The following is a 16507-nucleotide window of genomic DNA, read 5'->3' as shown; positions in this document are numbered from 1 at the left end:
GGCCACCACCGGGGCTGCGGCCGGCGCCGGCGCAGCGGCGGGCGCCGGCGCGGCCTTCGGCGCATCCATGCCGGCGATCGCATCCTTCAGCATGCGCTCGAGGTCGGCCGGCATCGAGGCCAGCTTTTCCGGCGGCGTGCCGTTGTTCAGGTCGTTGAGCTGGTCGGCGACGAAGCCCGATGCCTGCAGCGACGCCTCGATGGCCGACGGCGTGACCGGCGCGGCGCCGGTGCGCAGCGCGTCGAACAGGTTCTCGGTCAGGTGGCAGGCGGTCACCAGCGCGGGCAGTCCCATGAAGCCCGCGCCACCCTTGATGGTGTGGAACGAACGGAACACCGCGTTCAGCGTTTCCTTGTTATCCGGATCGCGTTCGAGGAGGAGCAGGTGCTCTTCGACGTTGGTCGACAGATCCAGCGCCTCGACGACGAAATCCTTGAGCATCTCATCCATTAGAATCCCAGATCGGCAAGAAGATCATCGACACTATCCTGGTCCAGCGCGGCGGACGGCACCGACGGACCCTGCATCAGTTCCGCGGGCTTTTCCTGTTCCTGGGCGGCCTGCTTCTGCGCCAGCTTTTCCTTGACGTCGGCCGGCGCGCTGTCGCGCAGCAGCTGCGCCAGCTCGTTCTCGACGGTCTGCGTGATCTTGACCACCTTCTTGATCAGCTGGCCGGTGATGTCCTGGAAGTCCTGCGCCATCATGATCTCGAGCAGGCGCGCCTTCTCGGCCTCGGTGGCTTCCGACACCGCCTGGGCGAAGCCGCGCGAATCGCCGGCCAGCGCCTTGAACTGCTCGATCGACAGCTTGCCCGCGAACAGGTCGGCCCAGCGGCCTTCCATGTCCTTGGCCTGCTTGGACAGCTGGTCCTGGGCCGGCATGCCGTCGTCCAGGGTGTTCAGCACCTTGTTGGCGGCCTGCTCGGTCAGGCTCGCGACATATTCCAGGCGGTCCTGGGCGTCGACGATCTGGGACGAAGCCTCGGTGAGCGCCTTGTCGTAGCCGAGCTCGCGCAGCGAGTCGTGCATGATGCGCACGATGCTGCCGAGACGGGCGTACATCACCTGGCCGTCCGGGTCGTCGGCGCCTTCATGGCCGGTCGCCGCGCTTGCGGCGGCTGCGGCGGGGGCTGCGGGGGCGGCCGCGGGGGGCGCGGCGGCCGGCGCGGAGCTCGAGGCGACCTGGTCGAACAGGGCCTCGAGGTCGTCGTCGTCCCCACTGTCGCCGCCGGCGGCCGGTTCGGGCGCCGGAGCCGGTGCGGGAGCGGGCGCGCTGGCTCGTTGCGCTGCCACTTCCTCGAATAATGCGTCGAAATCGTCAGCGGCGTCGGTCATAGTCCCTGCTTCTCCATAATGTGTAAATGTCGCGATGATCTGTACTGTGCTTGCTGCCGTCGATACTGACGGTCTGGGGTATTGCACGAGTGTAGCAGTGTGGTTGCCGTAGGTAAATCTCGGAACAGGGACCGTTGTCGATTGGGATCGTAAACTTAGTTCCGCGACAATTATTTCCACCAGTTTCTGAATATTTTCACAAAGCAAGTGTTGTATTTTTTTATCGCACGGCCTTTTGTGACATTCGTTGTTTTCGCGCAGGCAAGCGAACATATCGCTGAGCAAGATCAAGCATTTACCATCTGCTAAGGATGAAAACGAGGACTACAATATAGAGGTAACGTGACGTGAGGGAGGACTCACCATGTACCAGAAAATTCTGATCACCACCGACGGTTCCGCGGTGTCCCAGCACACCGCCTGCGCCGGCGTACAGTTCGCGCAACAGATGGGCGCCGAAGTGCTGGCGCTGTTCGTCGCGCCCGAGTACCAGTACCCCGTGTATGTCGAAATCATCCCGCCGTCCTACCCCAGCGAAGAGGAATACATCGCGCAGATGCGGCGCATGGGCGAGGAATACATGGGCAAGATCATGCGCTCGTGCGATACCTGCGGGCTGAAGCACTCCTGCATGACCGCGTTCTCGGACTCGGCCGCGTTGAAGATCGTCGACGTGGCAGAACAACAACACTGCGACCTGATCTTCATGGGTTCGCACGGCCGCAGCGGCTGGGGCCAGTTGCTGCTGGGCAGCGTAACAAACAAGGTTCTGTCCCAGACCAGCAAGCCGGTACTGGTACACCGCCTGATCCGCGAGCCGGGCACCTGAGCCATCTCCCCAAGGAATGGACTTATTCCAAAAATAATACTGTTTGTTATCTTGCAATGTGGTAGCGTGGCAACCGCATCCGTATTGCACTCACAGGAAAGCCCCATGATCCGCATAGTCATCGCTGACGACCATACCATCATGCGCGAAGGCCTCAAGCGCATCCTCGACGGCGCGCTCGATATCGAGATCGTCGGCGAGGCCATCAACGGTTTCGAAGTCCTGTCGCTGGTGCGCCAGGGCGGCTTCGACCTGTTGCTGCTGGACCTGTCGATGCCGGGACGCAGCGGCGTCGACCTGATCCGCCAGGTGCGCAGCGAGGCGCCCAAGCTGGCCATCCTGATCCTCACCATGCACGAGGAAGAACAGTATGCGGTGCGCGCGATCCGCGCCGGCGCCCAGGGCTACCTGACCAAGGAAAGCGCCGGCACCCAGCTGGTCGGCGCGATCCGCAAGGTCGCTTCGGGCCGCCCTTATATCAGTACCGAAGTGGCCGAGCAGCTGGCGCTGAACATCATGGCGCCGAACGAGCAGCTGCTGCACAAGCAGCTCTCGGACCGCGAATTCGAGGTGTTTTCCCTGCTCGTCGGCGGCAAGTCGATCACCGAGATCGCCAACAACCTGCACCTGTCCGTGAAGACGGTCAGCACCCACAAGACCCGGATCATGCAGAAGATGGGCATGACCTCGCTGTCCGAGATGGTGCAGTACGCGGTCGCGCACCGCCTGCTGGCGCCCATGAGGGCCTGAGCGCCGACTGAACCACTTTTTGACCCACTGGCCACGCCATTGGTGCCCGTCACCGTCCGCGTGGCGCGCATGAGACGTGCTCTTCCTCATGCCCTTTTTACCCCTCCTCCACTCGGAACCGCAGTCAGGCAGTAAGAAATTTCCTACAGACTGACTCCCCTTCCTACCTACACATTCAGCCGTTGCTGATATGAATGCCGAACTCGTGTTGGCATACTGACTTCCAGCGTTTCGACTTGCTTGCGGTCCATTCTCCGCATTGAGCCGCCTGAAACAGTGTTTCATAAACCTGGAGATGAGTATGCAGTCCCAGCCAATGTCAGAACAACGCAACCCCTCCCCATCGACCCTGCACTCATCACAGATGGAGGCCGGGCGCCAACGCCAGGGTCGCCTGTGGTCCAACCTGAAAGAGGTCTGCGACCTGCTCCATATCCCGGCCGCCGTATCGATGAATTCAGAAGAACTCCTGTTCCAGCACGTACAGTTCAAGACTGGCCAGCGTGTCCACACGATCGGCCAGGCCTTCGACACCCTCTACATCGTCAATTCCGGCTTCCTGAAAACAGTGCTGATCGACGAATTCGGCAACGAACAAGTGCTGAGCTTCCCCATGAAGGGCGACATGCTCGGCGTCGACGGCATCCACACGCGCCATTACGCGTCGGAAGCGGTCGCCCTGTCGGACTGCGACCTGATCCTCGTCCCGTTCAAGAAACTCACGGCCCTGGGGAGAGTACATGCCGAGCTCGAGAACCTGATGTACGGGGTGATGAGCCGCGAACTGGTGCGCGAACAGGCCATGATCGGCATGCTCGGCGCGCTGTCGGCGGAAGCGCGGGTGGCCCGCTTCCTGATCTCGCTGGCCGAACGCTTTGCCGCGATGGGCTATTCGAGCAAACTGTTCAACCTGCGCATGACGCGCCACGAGATCGGCAGCTATCTCGGCCTCACCCTCGAAACCGTCAGCCGTACGCTGTCGGCCTTCAACGAGATCGGCCTGATCACCGTGGACCAGCGCACCATCGGCATCAAGGATCCGGAAGCGCTCAAGACCCTGCGCCGCCTGCCGCCCTCGCGCTCGCGCGCCAAGCAGAATGCCAAGCACAAGGCGGACGCCGAATCCTCGGGCGACGGCCAGGTGCTGGCCGCGGTCTGAAGCCCTGGCAATCCCGCCGAAAAAAAGCCGGCTCACGCGGAGCCGGCTTTGTCGTTTCCGGCGTGAGTGCGATCAATCCCGCGTCAGCACGCCATCCGTCACACGCACCTGCTCGCCGGCGCGGAAGCCCGGGTCGTTATCGTAGCGGATAGACTGGGTCGCGCCGTTTTCGTAGCGCACCACCACCTCGTAGCGCGGGGCGCGGGCATTGCGCTCGACCGCCCGTCCGGCGATCGCACCGCCGACCGCGCCGGCCACCGTCGCCGCCGTGCGTCCGCTGCCGCTGCCGACCTGGTTGCCCAGCAGGCCACCGACCGCGGCGCCGCCCAGGGTGCCGGCCGCGCCGGCTTCGCCCTGGATCACGTTCACCGATTCCACCGTCGCGCAATTGGTGCAGTAGCGCGCCACGCGCTGGCTGTCGCCGGAGCGGCGATCCTCGCGGCGGTCGTCCATGCGGTCGTCGCGGATGCGGCCGCCGGCCAGCAGCGGCTGGCCCAGGGTCGCGGTCGAGTAGCGGCCGTTGGCGCGGATGGTCGCGGTCACGGATGCGTCTGGCGCGATATTGTCGCCGCGGCGGATCGTGTACAGGCCGGCGTACTCGCCCGGACGCACTTCTGGCAGGGTGAAGATGCCCTTGGTGCCGGCGATCTGGACCTCGACCTTGGCGCCCGGGGTGCCGACCACGGTGAACTTCAGCTCGTTGCCGGGCCCGAGGTCGTCGCTGCCGCGCACGTCGAAGGTGCGGACCACAGGGGCCGCCGCCATCTCGCGGTCGCCGGGAGACACACGGTCCGGCACGCGCACGATGGTCGCGGCCAGCGCCTGGGTCCTGACCATGCCGTTCACGCGCAGGTTGGCGGTGATCGAGCTGTCCGGACGGATGCGGTCGTGCACGCCGATCGTGTAGGTGCCCTGGTAGGTGCCGGGGCGGGTTTCGGTCAGGTTCAGGTTGCGGGTGGCGCCGTCGATGCGCACGGTGGCGCTGCCGCCCGGCGTGCCGTAGACCTCGAAGTTCAGCTCGGCGCCAGGCTCGATGCGGCGCAGCTCGTTGACGTTGAAGCCTTCGATGCGCGGCTCCATCGCGCGGGCCCGCGGATGGTCCTGGGCCTGCACGGGAACCGGTACCGCGGCCGTGAAAAGAGGGAGCGCGGCAACCACTGCCGCGGCCAGTGTCTGTCGGGTTGTTGCCATGATGTCCTCCAGCGCGCAAATTATCAATATGGCCAGCTTACGCCGCACGCGACAGTGGCTCGGTGCGCTAACGAACGCTGTGCACGGCCTCGCCTGAGCTGACCCAGACACGCTCATCCGGCGCCGGACGCATCGCATGCCCGCCGGTAAATGCCCCAAAGGAAGGAAGAATCATGCGGCGCGGCCCGGCGATAAAACAGGGCAGGCGCAGGGCATCGAAACGCGTCGTCAGCACATACACCGGATGCACGTGGCCGGCCAGCACATAGCCGGGCGCATCGATGTCGGGATGGTGGCAGAAGGAGAACGGCCCGACGGTATAAGGTTCGTCGACGAGGTCGATGCCGAGCTGGGTGGCTGGATCGCCGGCATGCCTGTCGTGGTTGCCCCGCACCAGGGTCAGCACCAGTTCGCAACGGCGGCGGCGCCAGGCCAGCATCGCCGCCTGCGTACTGGCCGCGTGGGCCGCGCGCGCATGCAGGAAGTCGCCGAGGAAGAGCACGTGCCGGGCGCCGGTCAGTTCGACCAGCTCGTCGAGGGCATGCAGGTTCTCGCTGGTGGTCCCGCGCGGCACCGGGATGCCCAGGGAGCGGAATGCCGCAGCCTTGCCGAAGTGGATGTCGGCGATGATCAGCATGCGCTCGCGCGGCCAGAACGCGGCCTTCTGGGCCAGCAGGACCAGCTGCTCGCCTTTCAACTCGAGCGCCAGCGCGCCCGCTATCGGCGTCGCATTCATGCCGCGGCCGCCTTTTCCAGTTCGCGCACCATGCGCGCCACGCGATCGGACAGCTTCTCGGTCGAGACCTTTTCGCGAAAGCGCTCCACCATCAGCGGGAAGCCGAATGGCGTGGCGCGTTTGACTTCATGGAAAGCGATGCGGCGCGCGTGCAGTTCGAGCAGTGTGTCGCGCAGGCGGGTCAGCTCGAGTTCCTGCTCGAGCACCTCGCGCTCGGCCTGGGTCAGCAGCAGGTTGGCGCTGTCGTGCTTGCGGAAGACTTCGAAGAACAGCGAGGACGAGGCCTGCACCTGGCGCATCGATTTATGCTGACCCGGATAACCCTGGAACACCAGGCCGGCGATGCGCGCCACTTCGCGGAAGCGCTGCTGCGACAGCTGGGTCGCGTTCAGGGATTCCAGCACGTCTTCCAGCAGGCGGCCGGTATCGAACAGGCCGACACCCGCGCCGGTCTCCGCCGCAAACATGCCGGCCCAGTCGACCGGCTCCGGCGACAGCAATTCGAAACCGTAGTCGTTGACGGCCACCGAGAAGGTCGACGGCCTCATGCGCCCGACGCGGAAGGCCAGCAGCGAGGCCAGCCCCGTGTGCACGGAGCGCCCGGCAAAGGCGTACACGAACAAGTGGAATCCTTCCCTGCTTTTCATGCTCTCGACCACCAGCACGTCGCTGCTGGGCAGGGCCGACCAGCGTTGCTGGATTTCCAGCAGCGGCCGCAGCGCCCGCATCTCCGGGCCTTCGTAAGTGCCCCCGGCGGCCAGGCGCAGCTCTTCCAGCGCGGCGTGTGCCAGCTCGGAACTGAGCGGCATCTTGGTGCCGTTCCAGCGGCTGATGGCACCTTTCGTGCTCGTGCTGCGCTTCACGTAGGCCGTCATCTCGTGCACCCGCACCAGTTCCAGGATGCGGCCGCTGAACAGGAAGTGGTCACCCGGCTTCAGGCGTCCGATGAAGGATTCCTCGACGCTGCCGATCCGTCCGCCGCTCATGTACTTCACCTGCATCTGCGCATCCGAGACGATGGTGCCGATGCTCATCCGGTGGCGGCGGCCGATGGTGGCGTCGGGCACCCGGTAGACGCCCTCCTCGTCCGGCAGCACGCGCCGATACTCGGGATACACCGACAGGCTCGCACCGCCATGCGCGACGAAGTCCAGCGCCCACTGCCACTCTTCCTTCGTGAGCTTGCGGTAGGACCACGCGCTCGTCACTTCCTCGTACAGCTCGTCGGAGCGGAAACCGCCGCCCAGCGCCACCGTCACCAGGTGCTGCACCAGCACGTCGAAGGGCTTGTTGGGCACCAGCCTGGCCTCGATGCGGCGGGTGGCGACGGCGCGCTTTGCACCGGCCGCTTCCAGCAGCTCCAGGCTGTTGGTCGGCACCAGGGTGACGCGCGAGATCCGCCCCGGCGCGTGGCCGCTGCGCCCGGCCCGCTGCAGCAGCCGTGCGATGCCCTTGGCGCTGCCGATCTGCAGCACGCGTTCGACCGGCAGGAAGTCCACACCCAGGTCCAGGCTGGCGGTGCAGACCACGGCCTTCAGCTCGCCGCGTTTAAGGCCGCCCTCGACCCATTCCCTGACCTCGCGGTCGAGCGAACCGTGGTGCAGCGCCACCAGGCCGGCCCAGTCGGGACGGGCCTCGATCAGGTTCTGGTACCACACCTCGGACTGCGAGCGGGTGTTGGTGAAGACCAGCGTGGCCTCGTGCTTCTCGATCTCGTCAATCACTGGCTGCAGCATTTGCAGGCCCAGGTGGCCGCCCCAGGGAAAGCGCGAGACGTTTTCCGGGATCAGGCAGTCGACCACGATCTGTTTTTTCAGGTCGCCCTCCACGAGCACCCCCGCCGCCTCGTCCGCATCGGTCCCCAGCAGCACATGGCGCGCCTCCTGCAGGTTGCCCATGGTCGCCGACAGGCCCCACACGACCAGTTCCGGATTCCATCGCCGCAGCCGCGCCAGCGCCAGCTGCACCTGCACCCCGCGCTTGCTGCCCATCAGTTCGTGCCACTCGTCGATGATGATCATGTCGAGGTGCTTGAACTGCTCGCGCGCGGCCGCGTGCGAGAGCAGCAGCGACAGCGATTCCGGCGTCGTGATCAGGGCGCCGGGCAGGCTCTTCGATTGACGCGCGCGCTCGGCGGAGCCGGTGTCGCCGGTGCGCGCGCCCAGGGTCCAGGCGCCGATCGCTTCCGGGCTGGCCGCGCCCAGCTCGGCGGCGGAGATTTCCAGCGAGCGCTGGGTATCGGCCGCCAGCGCGCGCATCGGCGTGATCCACAATACGCGCAGGCCAGTGCGGTCGCGGCGCGAGCGCTTCGCCCCGCGCAACATGGCGGCGAACCACACGGCATAGGTCTTGCCGGCGCCCGTGTTCGCGTGCAGCAGGCCGGACTGGCCGGCCAGCGCGGCCTTCCATACGGCGCGCTGGAAGGGGAAAACCTTCCAGCCGCGCGCCGCGAACCAGGCATCGACGGCCTGCTCTGCCTGCGACTTGCTCATGGCGACGCTGCTTGCAGCAGCCCCTTGAGCGTATCGAGGGTATCCGCCTCTTCGACCGCTTTGTCGTCCCGCCGGCGCAGGATGCGCGGGAAGCGCACCGCGATGCCCGCCTTGTGGCGCGGCGACAGCGCGATGCCTTCGAAGCCCAGCTCGAACACCATGGTCGGCTTGACGGAACGCACCGGCCCGAACTTCTCGACCGTGGTGCGGCGGATGGTGGCGTCGACCTGGCGGATCTCGGCATCGGTCAGCCCGGAATAGGCTTTCGCGAAGGGCACCAGCCGGCGCTGCTCGCCCTCCCCGTCCCACACGGCGAAGGTGTAGTCGGTATAGAGGGATGCACGGCGGCCGCTGCCCGGCTGGGCGTAGATCAGCACGGCGTCGACGGCATAGGGATCGATCTTCCACTTCCACCACGTACCGACGTCCTTGGTGCGGCCCACGCCGTACCGGGCATTCCTCGCCTTCAGCATCATGCCTTCGACGCCGCGGGCGCGCGACTCTTCGCGCAGGCCGGCCAGGTCGTCCCAGGTATCGGCCGTCACCAGCGGCGAGATGCGCAGCTGCGGTTTGGCGACGCCGGTCACCAGGGTCTCCAGCAATGCGCGCCGCTCGTGCTGGGGCAGGCTGCGCAGGTCGACACCGTCCAGTTCCAGCAGATCGTAGGCCAGCAGCACCGCCGGCAGCTCCGCCAGCAACTTGCTGCTCAAGGTCTTGCGCCCGATGCGCTTCTGCAGGTCGGCAAACGGCGCCGGCGCGTCGCCACCGGTCCAGATCAGCACCTCGCCGTCGACCACTGTCCCATCCGGCAGGCCCAATGCGGCCAGCTCCGGGAAGCGTTCGGTAATCAGGTCCTCGCCGCGCGACCACAGGTAGTTCTGGCCGCCGCGCCGCACCAGCTGGGCGCGGATGCCGTCGTACTTCCACTCGACCTGCCAATCGGCCATGTCGCCCAGTTCGCTCGGCTCGCCCTGCAACTGGTGCGCCAGGAAGAAGGGATAGGGCTGGCCGCCGCGCAGCTTGTGCTCGTCCTCGGACTGGGCCGCGATCAGCTGCAGGAAACCGGTCGCGGTCGGGCGCACGCGGCCGTCGGTCCAGCCCATCAGGCGCTGGGCGATCAGCTTGGCGTCGACGGCGGCGATGGCGGCCAGGGCGCGCGTCACCAGCAGCTTCGATACGCCGACCCGGAAACCGCCACCGATCAATTTGACGAACAGGAAGCGCTCCCGCCAGGTCAGCTCGTCCCAGTATTCGAACAGCTTCTCGCGGATGAAGCCGGGGTCGGCGCCGCGCAGCGGGCCGATGCGCTCTTCCATCCACACGGCCAGGCCGACGTCGCTATGGCGCTTCGGCGCCGGCAGGATGTGGGCAATGGTCTCGGCCGTGTCGCCGACCGCCGCATGGCATTCCTCGAACAGCCACTCGTCCAGGCCGGCGTAGGCGATGGCCGCCTCGCGCAGCACCTTGGTCGGCACCGCCTGGCGCGGCTTGCCGCCGGCCAGGAAGTAGACGGCCCAGGCGGCGTTCTCGGGCGCGGCGTGCTCGAAGTAGTCCTGCAGGGCCTCGAGCTTGCGGTTGGTGGCGGTGGTCTCGTCGAGGTCGGCGTAGAGGCGGGCGAATTCACGCATCCTTGGTCTCCTTCTCGCCCTCCTCCGGCGCTGCCGAGCCGCTGGCTTCGTCGTTCGATGACGCGACGTCGGTCGCCTCATCGTCACCGAACTCCGTATCGAAGGCCTTCGCATCCAGCCCGATCTGGCACAGCCAGCGCACCATCACCGGAATCGAGCCATGGGTGACCACCACCTGCTGCGCGCCGGTGGCTTCGATGGCGCTCAACAGACCAGGCCAGTCGGCATGGTCGGACAGCACGAAGCCGCGGTCGACGCCGCGCCGCCGGCGCGCCCCGCGCAGCAGCATCCAGCCGCTGGCGAAGGCATCGGAATAGTCGCCGAAGCGGCGGGTCCAGGTCGAGCCGGCGGCCGATGGCGGCGCCAGCACCAGGGCGCGCTTCATCTCCTCCTTGCCGGTCTCGCTGACCAGCTGGGTATCCGGCAAGGCAATGCCGCCCTCGCGGTAGACGCGGTTCAGCGGCTCGACCGCGCCATGGCAGACGATGGGCCCGATCGAGGTATCCAGGCCGGACAGCACGCGCTGGGCCTTGCCGAAGGCATAGGCGTACAGCACGCTGGTGCGGCCTTCCTCCGCGTTGCGGCGCCACCAGCGGTTGATCTCGTCGAAGACTTCCTGCTGCGGGTCCCAGCGGTAGATCGGCAGGCCGAAGGTGGATTCGGTGATGAAGGTATGGCAGCGCACGGCTTCGAACGACACGCAGGTTTTATCTGGTTCGACCTTGTAGTCGCCGGACGCGACCCAGACCTCGCCTTCGTGTTCCATGCGCACCTGGGCGGACCCCAGCACGTGGCCGGCTGGGTGCAGCGAGACCGTCACACCCTTGTGCACGATGCGTTCGCCGTAGGCCAGGCCGTCGATATCGATGTCGGCGTCCAGGCGCGACTTCAGGATGTTCACGCTCTGGCCGGATGCCAGGTAGTGCTTGTGCCCCCAGCGCGCATGGTCGCCGTGTGCATGGGTGATGACGGCGCGGTCCACCGGCCGCCAGGGGTCGATGTAGAAATCGCCTGGTACGCAGTACAGGCCCTCCTTCCTTACGACGACCATGTCCGTCATGTGATCCTTTCTCGGGCTAGTGTATGTGTTCGACGAAATCCTTCACGAAAGACCGCTGTTCGCCGTCCGGGAATTCGATCGTCACCTGCTCTCCAACCGCGGCCAGCACCACACCCTCCCCGTACTTCGGCACCTTCACGCGGAGGCCTGCTTCGAAGATGGACGAGGGATCGGGCTCCGGTTCCGGCTCGCGGTCGAATTCGTCGTCGCGGATTTCGATCTCTTCCGTGAGCACGGCCGCCGGCGGGTTCAGGCAGTTGTCGCAGCGGCAGCACTTCTCGAAGCCTTCTACCTCGTCGCCGAAGTAATCCAGCAGCAGCTTCCAGCGGCAGAAGCCGCTGACGGCATAGCCGACCATCTGCTCCAGCGCCTCCTTGTCGCGCTCCTGCTTCTGGCGGTAGACCTCGGCCATGGCGGCGAACAGGCTGTCCTTCGGCGCCTGGGCGGTCACGTTGTAGGCCAGCTTGCGCGACTGGCGCAGCAGTTTCGCATCCTTCAGCAGCTTGAGGCAGACCTTCAGGTGCGGCCCGGCCAGCTCGCCGGCGACGTCGTCGACGCGCTCCGGGGTCGCGGTCTCGTTGTCCGCCAGTTCGCGCACGGCTTCGTAGACGGCGCGGATCTCGTCGGCCGTCGGGTAGTGCTTCACCAGGAAGAACTGCTGCACCCGCTTGTCGTCCTGCAGGAACAGCAGCGTGCATTTGGCATCCTTGCCGTCCCGCCCGGCGCGTCCGGATTCCTGGTAATAGGCTTCCAGGTTGGCGGGAATCTGCAGGTGGATGACGAAGCGCGTGTCCGGCTTGTCGATGCCCATGCCGAAGGCGTTGGTAGCCACCATCACGCGCCGTTCGTCGTCCATGAACAGGTCCTGGTTGGACTTGCGCTCGGCGGACGGTAATTTGCCGTGGTAGATGGTGGCGGACTCGCCCTGCTCCTGCAGCAAGTGGTACATCTCTTCGGCCATCTTCACGGTGGCGGCATAGACGATGCCCTTGCCTTCGGTCTCGCGGACCAGGCGCAAGGCGGCCGAGAGCTTCTCGTCCGGATTCGTCACCTGCAGCACGCGGTAGTGCAGGTTCGGGCGGTAGATGCCGGTATTGATGACCTTCATGCGCGGGCGGCCGAGCTGGCGGCCGATATCCTCGACCACGTCCTCGGTGGCGGTGGCGGTCAGGGCCAGCACCGGCGGCTGGTCCAGGGCGTCGATCGCGCCGGCCATCTCGAGGTAAGCCGGACGGAAGTCGTGACCCCATTGCGAGATGCAGTGGGCTTCGTCGATCACCACCAGGGCGATCTTCACGTGCTTCAGCACCTCGACGAACTCCGTCATCACCAGGCGTTCGGGCGTGCAGAACACGATCTCGCAGCGGTTCTCGCGGATCGCGGCCAGCGCCACGCGCTCCTCTTCCGCGGACAGGCTGCTGTTGACCTGCACCGCGCGGATGCCCATCTCGTCCAACTTTTCGAGCTGGTCCTTCATCAGGGAGATAAGCGGGGAGACGACGATGGTCATCCCTTCGAGGATGCGGGCGGGGATCTGGTAGCACAGCGATTTTCCGCTGCCGGTAGGCATGATCGCCAGCGTGTCCTTGCCGTCGAGGACGCTGTCGATCACGCGTTGCTGGCCGTCGCGCAGCTGTTCGATACCGAAGACGGTATTCAGGAGCCGGCGGATGGTGTTGCGGCGCACCGCAAGCAGGCCTTTGTGCAGGAGTTTGGGTTCGTGTCGGGTCATGATGACCCAACTTTAAAATGGGCCGAACTGGGCCGGTATAGGACGCAACCTACAGTTACCGTAGGAGGCGCACCAGAGCTTTCGACACGAGCTCAGACAGAGCGACAAGGTGTTTTCCTACAACTCGGCGGATTGCCCGCCGATAGTTGCTAGACAGCAGCCGACCTATGATGGAGGCATATTCTCCCCAAACCGGCATACCCTGGAGGTTCATCATGATCCGCATCTTCCCCGCCACCTGGACCGCGCTCCACGTCGGACTGATCAGCATCGCCACCTGGCTGGTGGTGGAAACCGATGCCCTGAACGGCATGGCCCCCATGTTCTTCCACTGAGCGATGCTGCAGACCCCGCAGTCTTACCGCATCTGCAGTTCCCAGGCGACGCTACCCTGAGTCCTCACGGGTCGGCGCGCTTTCCCACGTCCCTGCTCCTTCAGCCTGTTCAGGCATACGCCTTCGCCGAATCGTAACGATTCGGACGCGACTCCTGCACCCAGAACACGATCAGCACGATCCAGCCAATCAGCGGCACGATGGCCAGCAGCTGCCACCAGCCACTGCGGTCGGTGTCATGCAGGCGCCTGGCGCCGACCGCGAGTGAAGGCAGCAAGGTCAGGAGATTGAATGCCATTTGCAGCTTCTCGCTGAACACCCCGCATACGCAGGAACCCAGGAACAGGAACAGCGCGAACCACCAGTATTCGGAGCGTGCCGCCGTTCCTTCGAAGGTGGCGTATTTGCTGAAGCAGGTCTGGATCGATTCGAGAAAGGTCATGGCATCTCCGGTTGGCGGCTAGGGCAGCCACCATGGCCGCCGGCGCTGTCTATCCTACATGGAATTTCCGCCCAGAAATCTCGCGAACTCTCACGACACGTCCAATGTCAAAGGCTGTGTGCGCGTTGAATGGATCGCGAGCATCGCGCACCCCAGCGCGTGCATCGCTCTGATCGACATGGACGGCACCGAACTGGCGCGCCGCCTGCGGGCCCTGCCGGAAGCCACGCACGCGACCCCGGACCGCGTGCGTGCCTGATACCGCTGCCGATACTGCCTTGCGCGGCGCTGCTTACGCGGCTTCGACTGCCACCGGCATGCGGATCAGGTAGTCGAAAGCCGACAGTGCGCACTTGGCGCCGTCGCCGGCCGCGATCACGATCTGCTTGAACGGTGTGGTGGTGGCGTCGCCGCCGGCAAACACACCCGGGATATTGGTGCGGCCGTGGGCGTCGACCACGATCTCGCCGAAGCGCGACAGCTCCACGCTGCCCTTCAGCCATTCGGTATTCGGCACCAGGCCGATCTGCACGAACACGCCTTCCAGCTCCACGTGCTTGTCTTCGCCCGACACGCGGTCCTTGAAGCTGATGCCGCCCACCTTCTTGCCGTCCCCTAGGATCTCCGTGGTCTGGGCATTCACGTGGACGGTCACGTTCGGCAGGCTGTTCAGCTTGTTGACCAGCACCGCGTCCGCTTTCAACTGGTTCGCGAACTCGATCAGGGTAACGTGCTGGACGATGCCGGCCAGGTCGATCGCCGCTTCCACACCCGAGTTGCCGCCGCCGATCACGGCCACGCGCTTGCCTTTGTACAGCGGGCCGTCGCAGTGCGGGCAATAGTTCACGCCGGCGTTCTTGTACTCCTGCTCGCCCGGCACGTTGACGTTCCTCCAGCGCGCACCGGTCGACAGGATCACGGTGCTCGACTTCAGCGAACCGCCGTTGGCGAAGCGGACTTCGACCAATTCACCAGGGGCCGACGGCGGGATCAGCTGCGCGGCTTCCTGCTGGGTCATGATGTCGACGCCGTAATGGCGGACCTGGGCTTCCAGCGCGCTTGAAAACTTCGGACCGTCGGTTTCCAGCACCGAGATGTAGTTCTCGATCGACATCGTGTCGTTCACCTGGCCGCCCATGCGGCCGGTGGCGATGCCGGTGCGGATGCCTTTGCGGGCCGCGTACACGGCTGCTGCCGAGCCGGCCGGGCCGCCGCCGACGATCAGCACGTCGTACGGTTCCTTGGCGTTCAGCTTGGCGGCGTCGCGTTCGCCGGCGCCCTTGTCCAGCTTGGCCACGATCTCTTCGATCATCATGCGGCCGGAACCGAACATCTCGCCGTTCAGGAACACCATCGGCACCGCCATCACCTGGCGCGCCTCGATTTCCTTCTGGAAGGCGCCGCCCTCGATGACGGTGGTCTTGATGCGCGGGTTCAGGATCGCCATCAGGGACAGGGCCTGCACCACGTCCGGGCAGTTATGGCAGCTCAGCGACATGTAGACGTCGAATTCGTAGTCGCCGTCGAGCGCCTTGATGGTGTCGATGACGTCCTGCTCGACCTTCGGCGGATGGCCGCCGGTCCACAGCAGGGCCAGCACCAGCGAGGTGAACTCGTGGCCCAGCGGCAGGCCGGCGAAGCGCAGGCTCGTGTCACTGCCGGTGCGCTGCAGGCTGAAGGACGGCTTGCGGGCGTCGTTGCCATCGAGGCGCAGGATGATCTTGTCGGCGCGCAGGCCCTGGATGGTCTGCAGCAGGTCGAGCATCTGCTTCGAGGTCTCGCTGTCGTCGAGCGAAGCGACCAGTTCGAAGGGTTGCTGCACGCGTTGCAGGTAGGCGCCGAGCTGGGTTTTCAGGTCATTGTCGAGAACGCTCATGGTCATTTCCTTTTCTTCAGTCGTGTTCAGGCCGATGGCGGACACATATGAATTCACATGCGGGCGCATCCGGTAATCTAAATAGTGAATCTGGACCGGCAGATCGACTAGTTGGATCGCCTGTCAGTACTGCGTGGCAGGTCCATCGTCATGGACTGCCTCTGAGGAGGGGTCGGCGCCGGCCGCCCCTCGCGGACGGCGCCTGGTACTGCTTGTACTTCTTGTCCCGCAGGGTGGGCGCGGCCGGCGTAGGCACGCCGTGCCCACGCACATTCGGCTTAGATCTTGCCGACCAAGTCCAGCGACGGCTTCAGGGTTTCGGCGCCTTCGGTCCACTTGGCCGGGCAGACTTCGCCCGGGTGCGCTGCGACGTACTGGGCAGCCTTGACCTTGCGCATCAGTTCCGATGCGTCGCGGCCGATGCCGTTGTCGTGCACTTCCATGACCTTGATCTGGCCTTCCGGATTGATGACGAAGGTGCCGCGCAGGGCCATGCCTTCTTCTTCGATCATGACTTCGAAGTTACGCGACAGGGTGCCGGTCGGGTCGCCGATCAGCGGGTAGTTCACTTTCTTGATGGCTTCCGAGGTGTCGTGCCATGCCTTGTGGGCAAAGTGGCTGTCGGTCGACACGCCGTAGACTTTGACGCCCATCTTCGCGAATTCCGGCTGGAAAGCAGCCAGGTCTTCCAGTTCGGTCGGGCAGACGAAGGTGAAGTCAGCCGGGTAGAACATCAGGACCGACCAGGTGCCCTTGAAATCGGCTTCGGTCAGGTCGACGAACTTGCCGTCGTGGAAAGCGGTTGCCTTGAACGGTTTGATTTCGGTGTTGATGATGGACATGAAAACTCCTCTTTCGGGGTTAAAAAAAACGTTAGGTACGCACTATACCGCGCACGCCGGTGAATGTGAAATTAATTGAACGGATTTCATCAATTGATTTT

The 16507-nt window shown here is 65.1% G+C and carries 15 protein-coding genes; 4 read left to right on the top strand and 11 right to left on the bottom strand.

The features are described 5' to 3' along the window. Both AB4Z32_RS19590 and AB4Z32_RS19585 read right to left on the bottom strand, forming a co-directional pair. Positions 1 to 450, bottom strand: a 450-nt coding sequence (locus AB4Z32_RS19590; protein ID WP_442123538.1) for an Hpt domain-containing protein, incomplete at its 3' end; no start/stop codon positions are given. Then, positions 450 to 1334 carry a protein phosphatase CheZ gene (locus tag AB4Z32_RS19585; RefSeq protein ID WP_442123537.1) on the bottom strand — a complete coding sequence of 295 codons (885 nt, stop codon included), beginning with the start codon at positions 1332 to 1334 and terminating at the stop codon, positions 450 to 452. The genes AB4Z32_RS19590 and AB4Z32_RS19585, both read right to left, overlap by 1 nt. Before the next feature lie 364 nt (positions 1335 to 1698). Here AB4Z32_RS19585 and AB4Z32_RS19580 point away from each other — a divergent pair, with 364 nt between their 5' ends. The 3 genes from AB4Z32_RS19580 to AB4Z32_RS19570 all read left to right on the top strand — a co-directional run bounded on the left by AB4Z32_RS19580 (position 1699) and on the right by AB4Z32_RS19570 (position 4072). Further along, positions 1699 to 2163, top strand: coding sequence for a universal stress protein (locus tag AB4Z32_RS19580; protein ID WP_442123536.1), 465 nt, complete (start codon positions 1699 to 1701; stop codon positions 2161 to 2163). A 105-nt stretch (positions 2164 to 2268) separates the two neighbouring features. Then, a complete protein-coding gene (locus tag AB4Z32_RS19575; protein WP_442123535.1) occupies positions 2269 to 2913 on the top strand; it encodes a response regulator in 645 nt (214 codons plus the stop codon). Positions 2914 to 3277: 364 nt separating this feature from the next. Further along, positions 3278 to 4072 (top strand): Crp/Fnr family transcriptional regulator, encoded by a 795-nt coding sequence (locus tag AB4Z32_RS19570; protein WP_442123542.1) that lies wholly within the window; start codon positions 3278 to 3280, stop codon positions 4070 to 4072. A gap of 72 nt (positions 4073 to 4144) precedes the next feature. Here AB4Z32_RS19570 and AB4Z32_RS19565 read toward each other — a convergent pair whose 3' ends face one another. The 7 genes from AB4Z32_RS19565 to AB4Z32_RS19535 all read right to left on the bottom strand — a co-directional run bounded on the left by AB4Z32_RS19565 (position 4145) and on the right by AB4Z32_RS19535 (position 13688). Beyond that, positions 4145 to 5263, bottom strand: coding sequence for a glycine zipper 2TM domain-containing protein (locus AB4Z32_RS19565; protein WP_442123534.1), 1119 nt, complete (start codon positions 5261 to 5263; stop codon positions 4145 to 4147). A 67-nt stretch (positions 5264 to 5330) separates the two neighbouring features. Beyond that, positions 5331 to 5999 carry a ligase-associated DNA damage response endonuclease PdeM gene (pdeM, locus tag AB4Z32_RS19560; RefSeq protein ID WP_442123533.1) on the bottom strand — a complete coding sequence of 223 codons (669 nt, stop codon included), beginning with the start codon at positions 5997 to 5999 and terminating at the stop codon, positions 5331 to 5333. Next, positions 5996 to 8491, bottom strand: coding sequence for a ligase-associated DNA damage response DEXH box helicase (locus AB4Z32_RS19555; protein WP_442123532.1), 2496 nt, complete (start codon positions 8489 to 8491; stop codon positions 5996 to 5998). The genes pdeM and AB4Z32_RS19555 overlap by 4 nt, the downstream gene beginning before the upstream one ends. Continuing rightward, positions 8488 to 10119, bottom strand: a complete 1632-nt coding sequence (locus AB4Z32_RS19550) for an ATP-dependent DNA ligase (RefSeq protein ID WP_442123531.1) — start codon at positions 10117 to 10119, stop codon at positions 8488 to 8490. The genes AB4Z32_RS19555 and AB4Z32_RS19550 overlap by 4 nt, the downstream gene beginning before the upstream one ends. Further along, positions 10112 to 11179 (bottom strand): ligase-associated DNA damage response exonuclease, encoded by a 1068-nt coding sequence (locus tag AB4Z32_RS19545; RefSeq protein ID WP_442123530.1) that lies wholly within the window; start codon positions 11177 to 11179, stop codon positions 10112 to 10114. The genes AB4Z32_RS19550 and AB4Z32_RS19545 overlap by 8 nt, the downstream gene beginning before the upstream one ends. A 16-nt stretch (positions 11180 to 11195) precedes the next feature. Then, positions 11196 to 12911, bottom strand: coding sequence for a RecQ family ATP-dependent DNA helicase (locus AB4Z32_RS19540; RefSeq protein ID WP_442123529.1), 1716 nt, complete (start codon positions 12909 to 12911; stop codon positions 11196 to 11198). A 444-nt stretch (positions 12912 to 13355) separates the two neighbouring features. Further along, the gene (locus tag AB4Z32_RS19535) at positions 13356 to 13688 is read right to left on the bottom strand and encodes a DUF805 domain-containing protein (RefSeq protein ID WP_442123528.1); all 333 of its coding nucleotides are present in this window, start codon (positions 13686 to 13688) and stop codon (positions 13356 to 13358) included. A gap of 118 nt (positions 13689 to 13806) precedes the next feature. Here AB4Z32_RS19535 and AB4Z32_RS19530 point away from each other — a divergent pair, with 118 nt between their 5' ends. Further along, a complete protein-coding gene (locus AB4Z32_RS19530) occupies positions 13807 to 13947 on the top strand; it encodes a hypothetical protein (protein ID WP_442123527.1) in 141 nt (46 codons plus the stop codon). Positions 13948 to 13980: 33 nt separating this feature from the next. Here AB4Z32_RS19530 and ahpF read toward each other — a convergent pair whose 3' ends face one another. Together ahpF and ahpC are read right to left on the bottom strand one after the other, a co-directional pair. Then, positions 13981 to 15564, bottom strand: a complete 1584-nt coding sequence (ahpF, locus tag AB4Z32_RS19525) for an alkyl hydroperoxide reductase subunit F (RefSeq protein WP_442123526.1) — start codon at positions 15562 to 15564, stop codon at positions 13981 to 13983. 278 nt (positions 15565 to 15842) lie between these two features. Then, positions 15843 to 16406 carry an alkyl hydroperoxide reductase subunit C gene (ahpC, locus tag AB4Z32_RS19520; protein ID WP_442123525.1) on the bottom strand — a complete coding sequence of 188 codons (564 nt, stop codon included), beginning with the start codon at positions 16404 to 16406 and terminating at the stop codon, positions 15843 to 15845. Between the last annotated feature and the right edge of the window lie 101 nt (positions 16407 to 16507).

The organism is Massilia sp. 2TAF26 (genome assembly GCF_052115005.1).
Classification (GTDB): Bacteria; Pseudomonadota; Gammaproteobacteria; order Burkholderiales; family Burkholderiaceae_D; genus Telluria.
The sequence above is the reverse complement of the archived record's forward strand: the minus strand, read 5'-3'. Positions and strand labels throughout refer to the sequence as shown.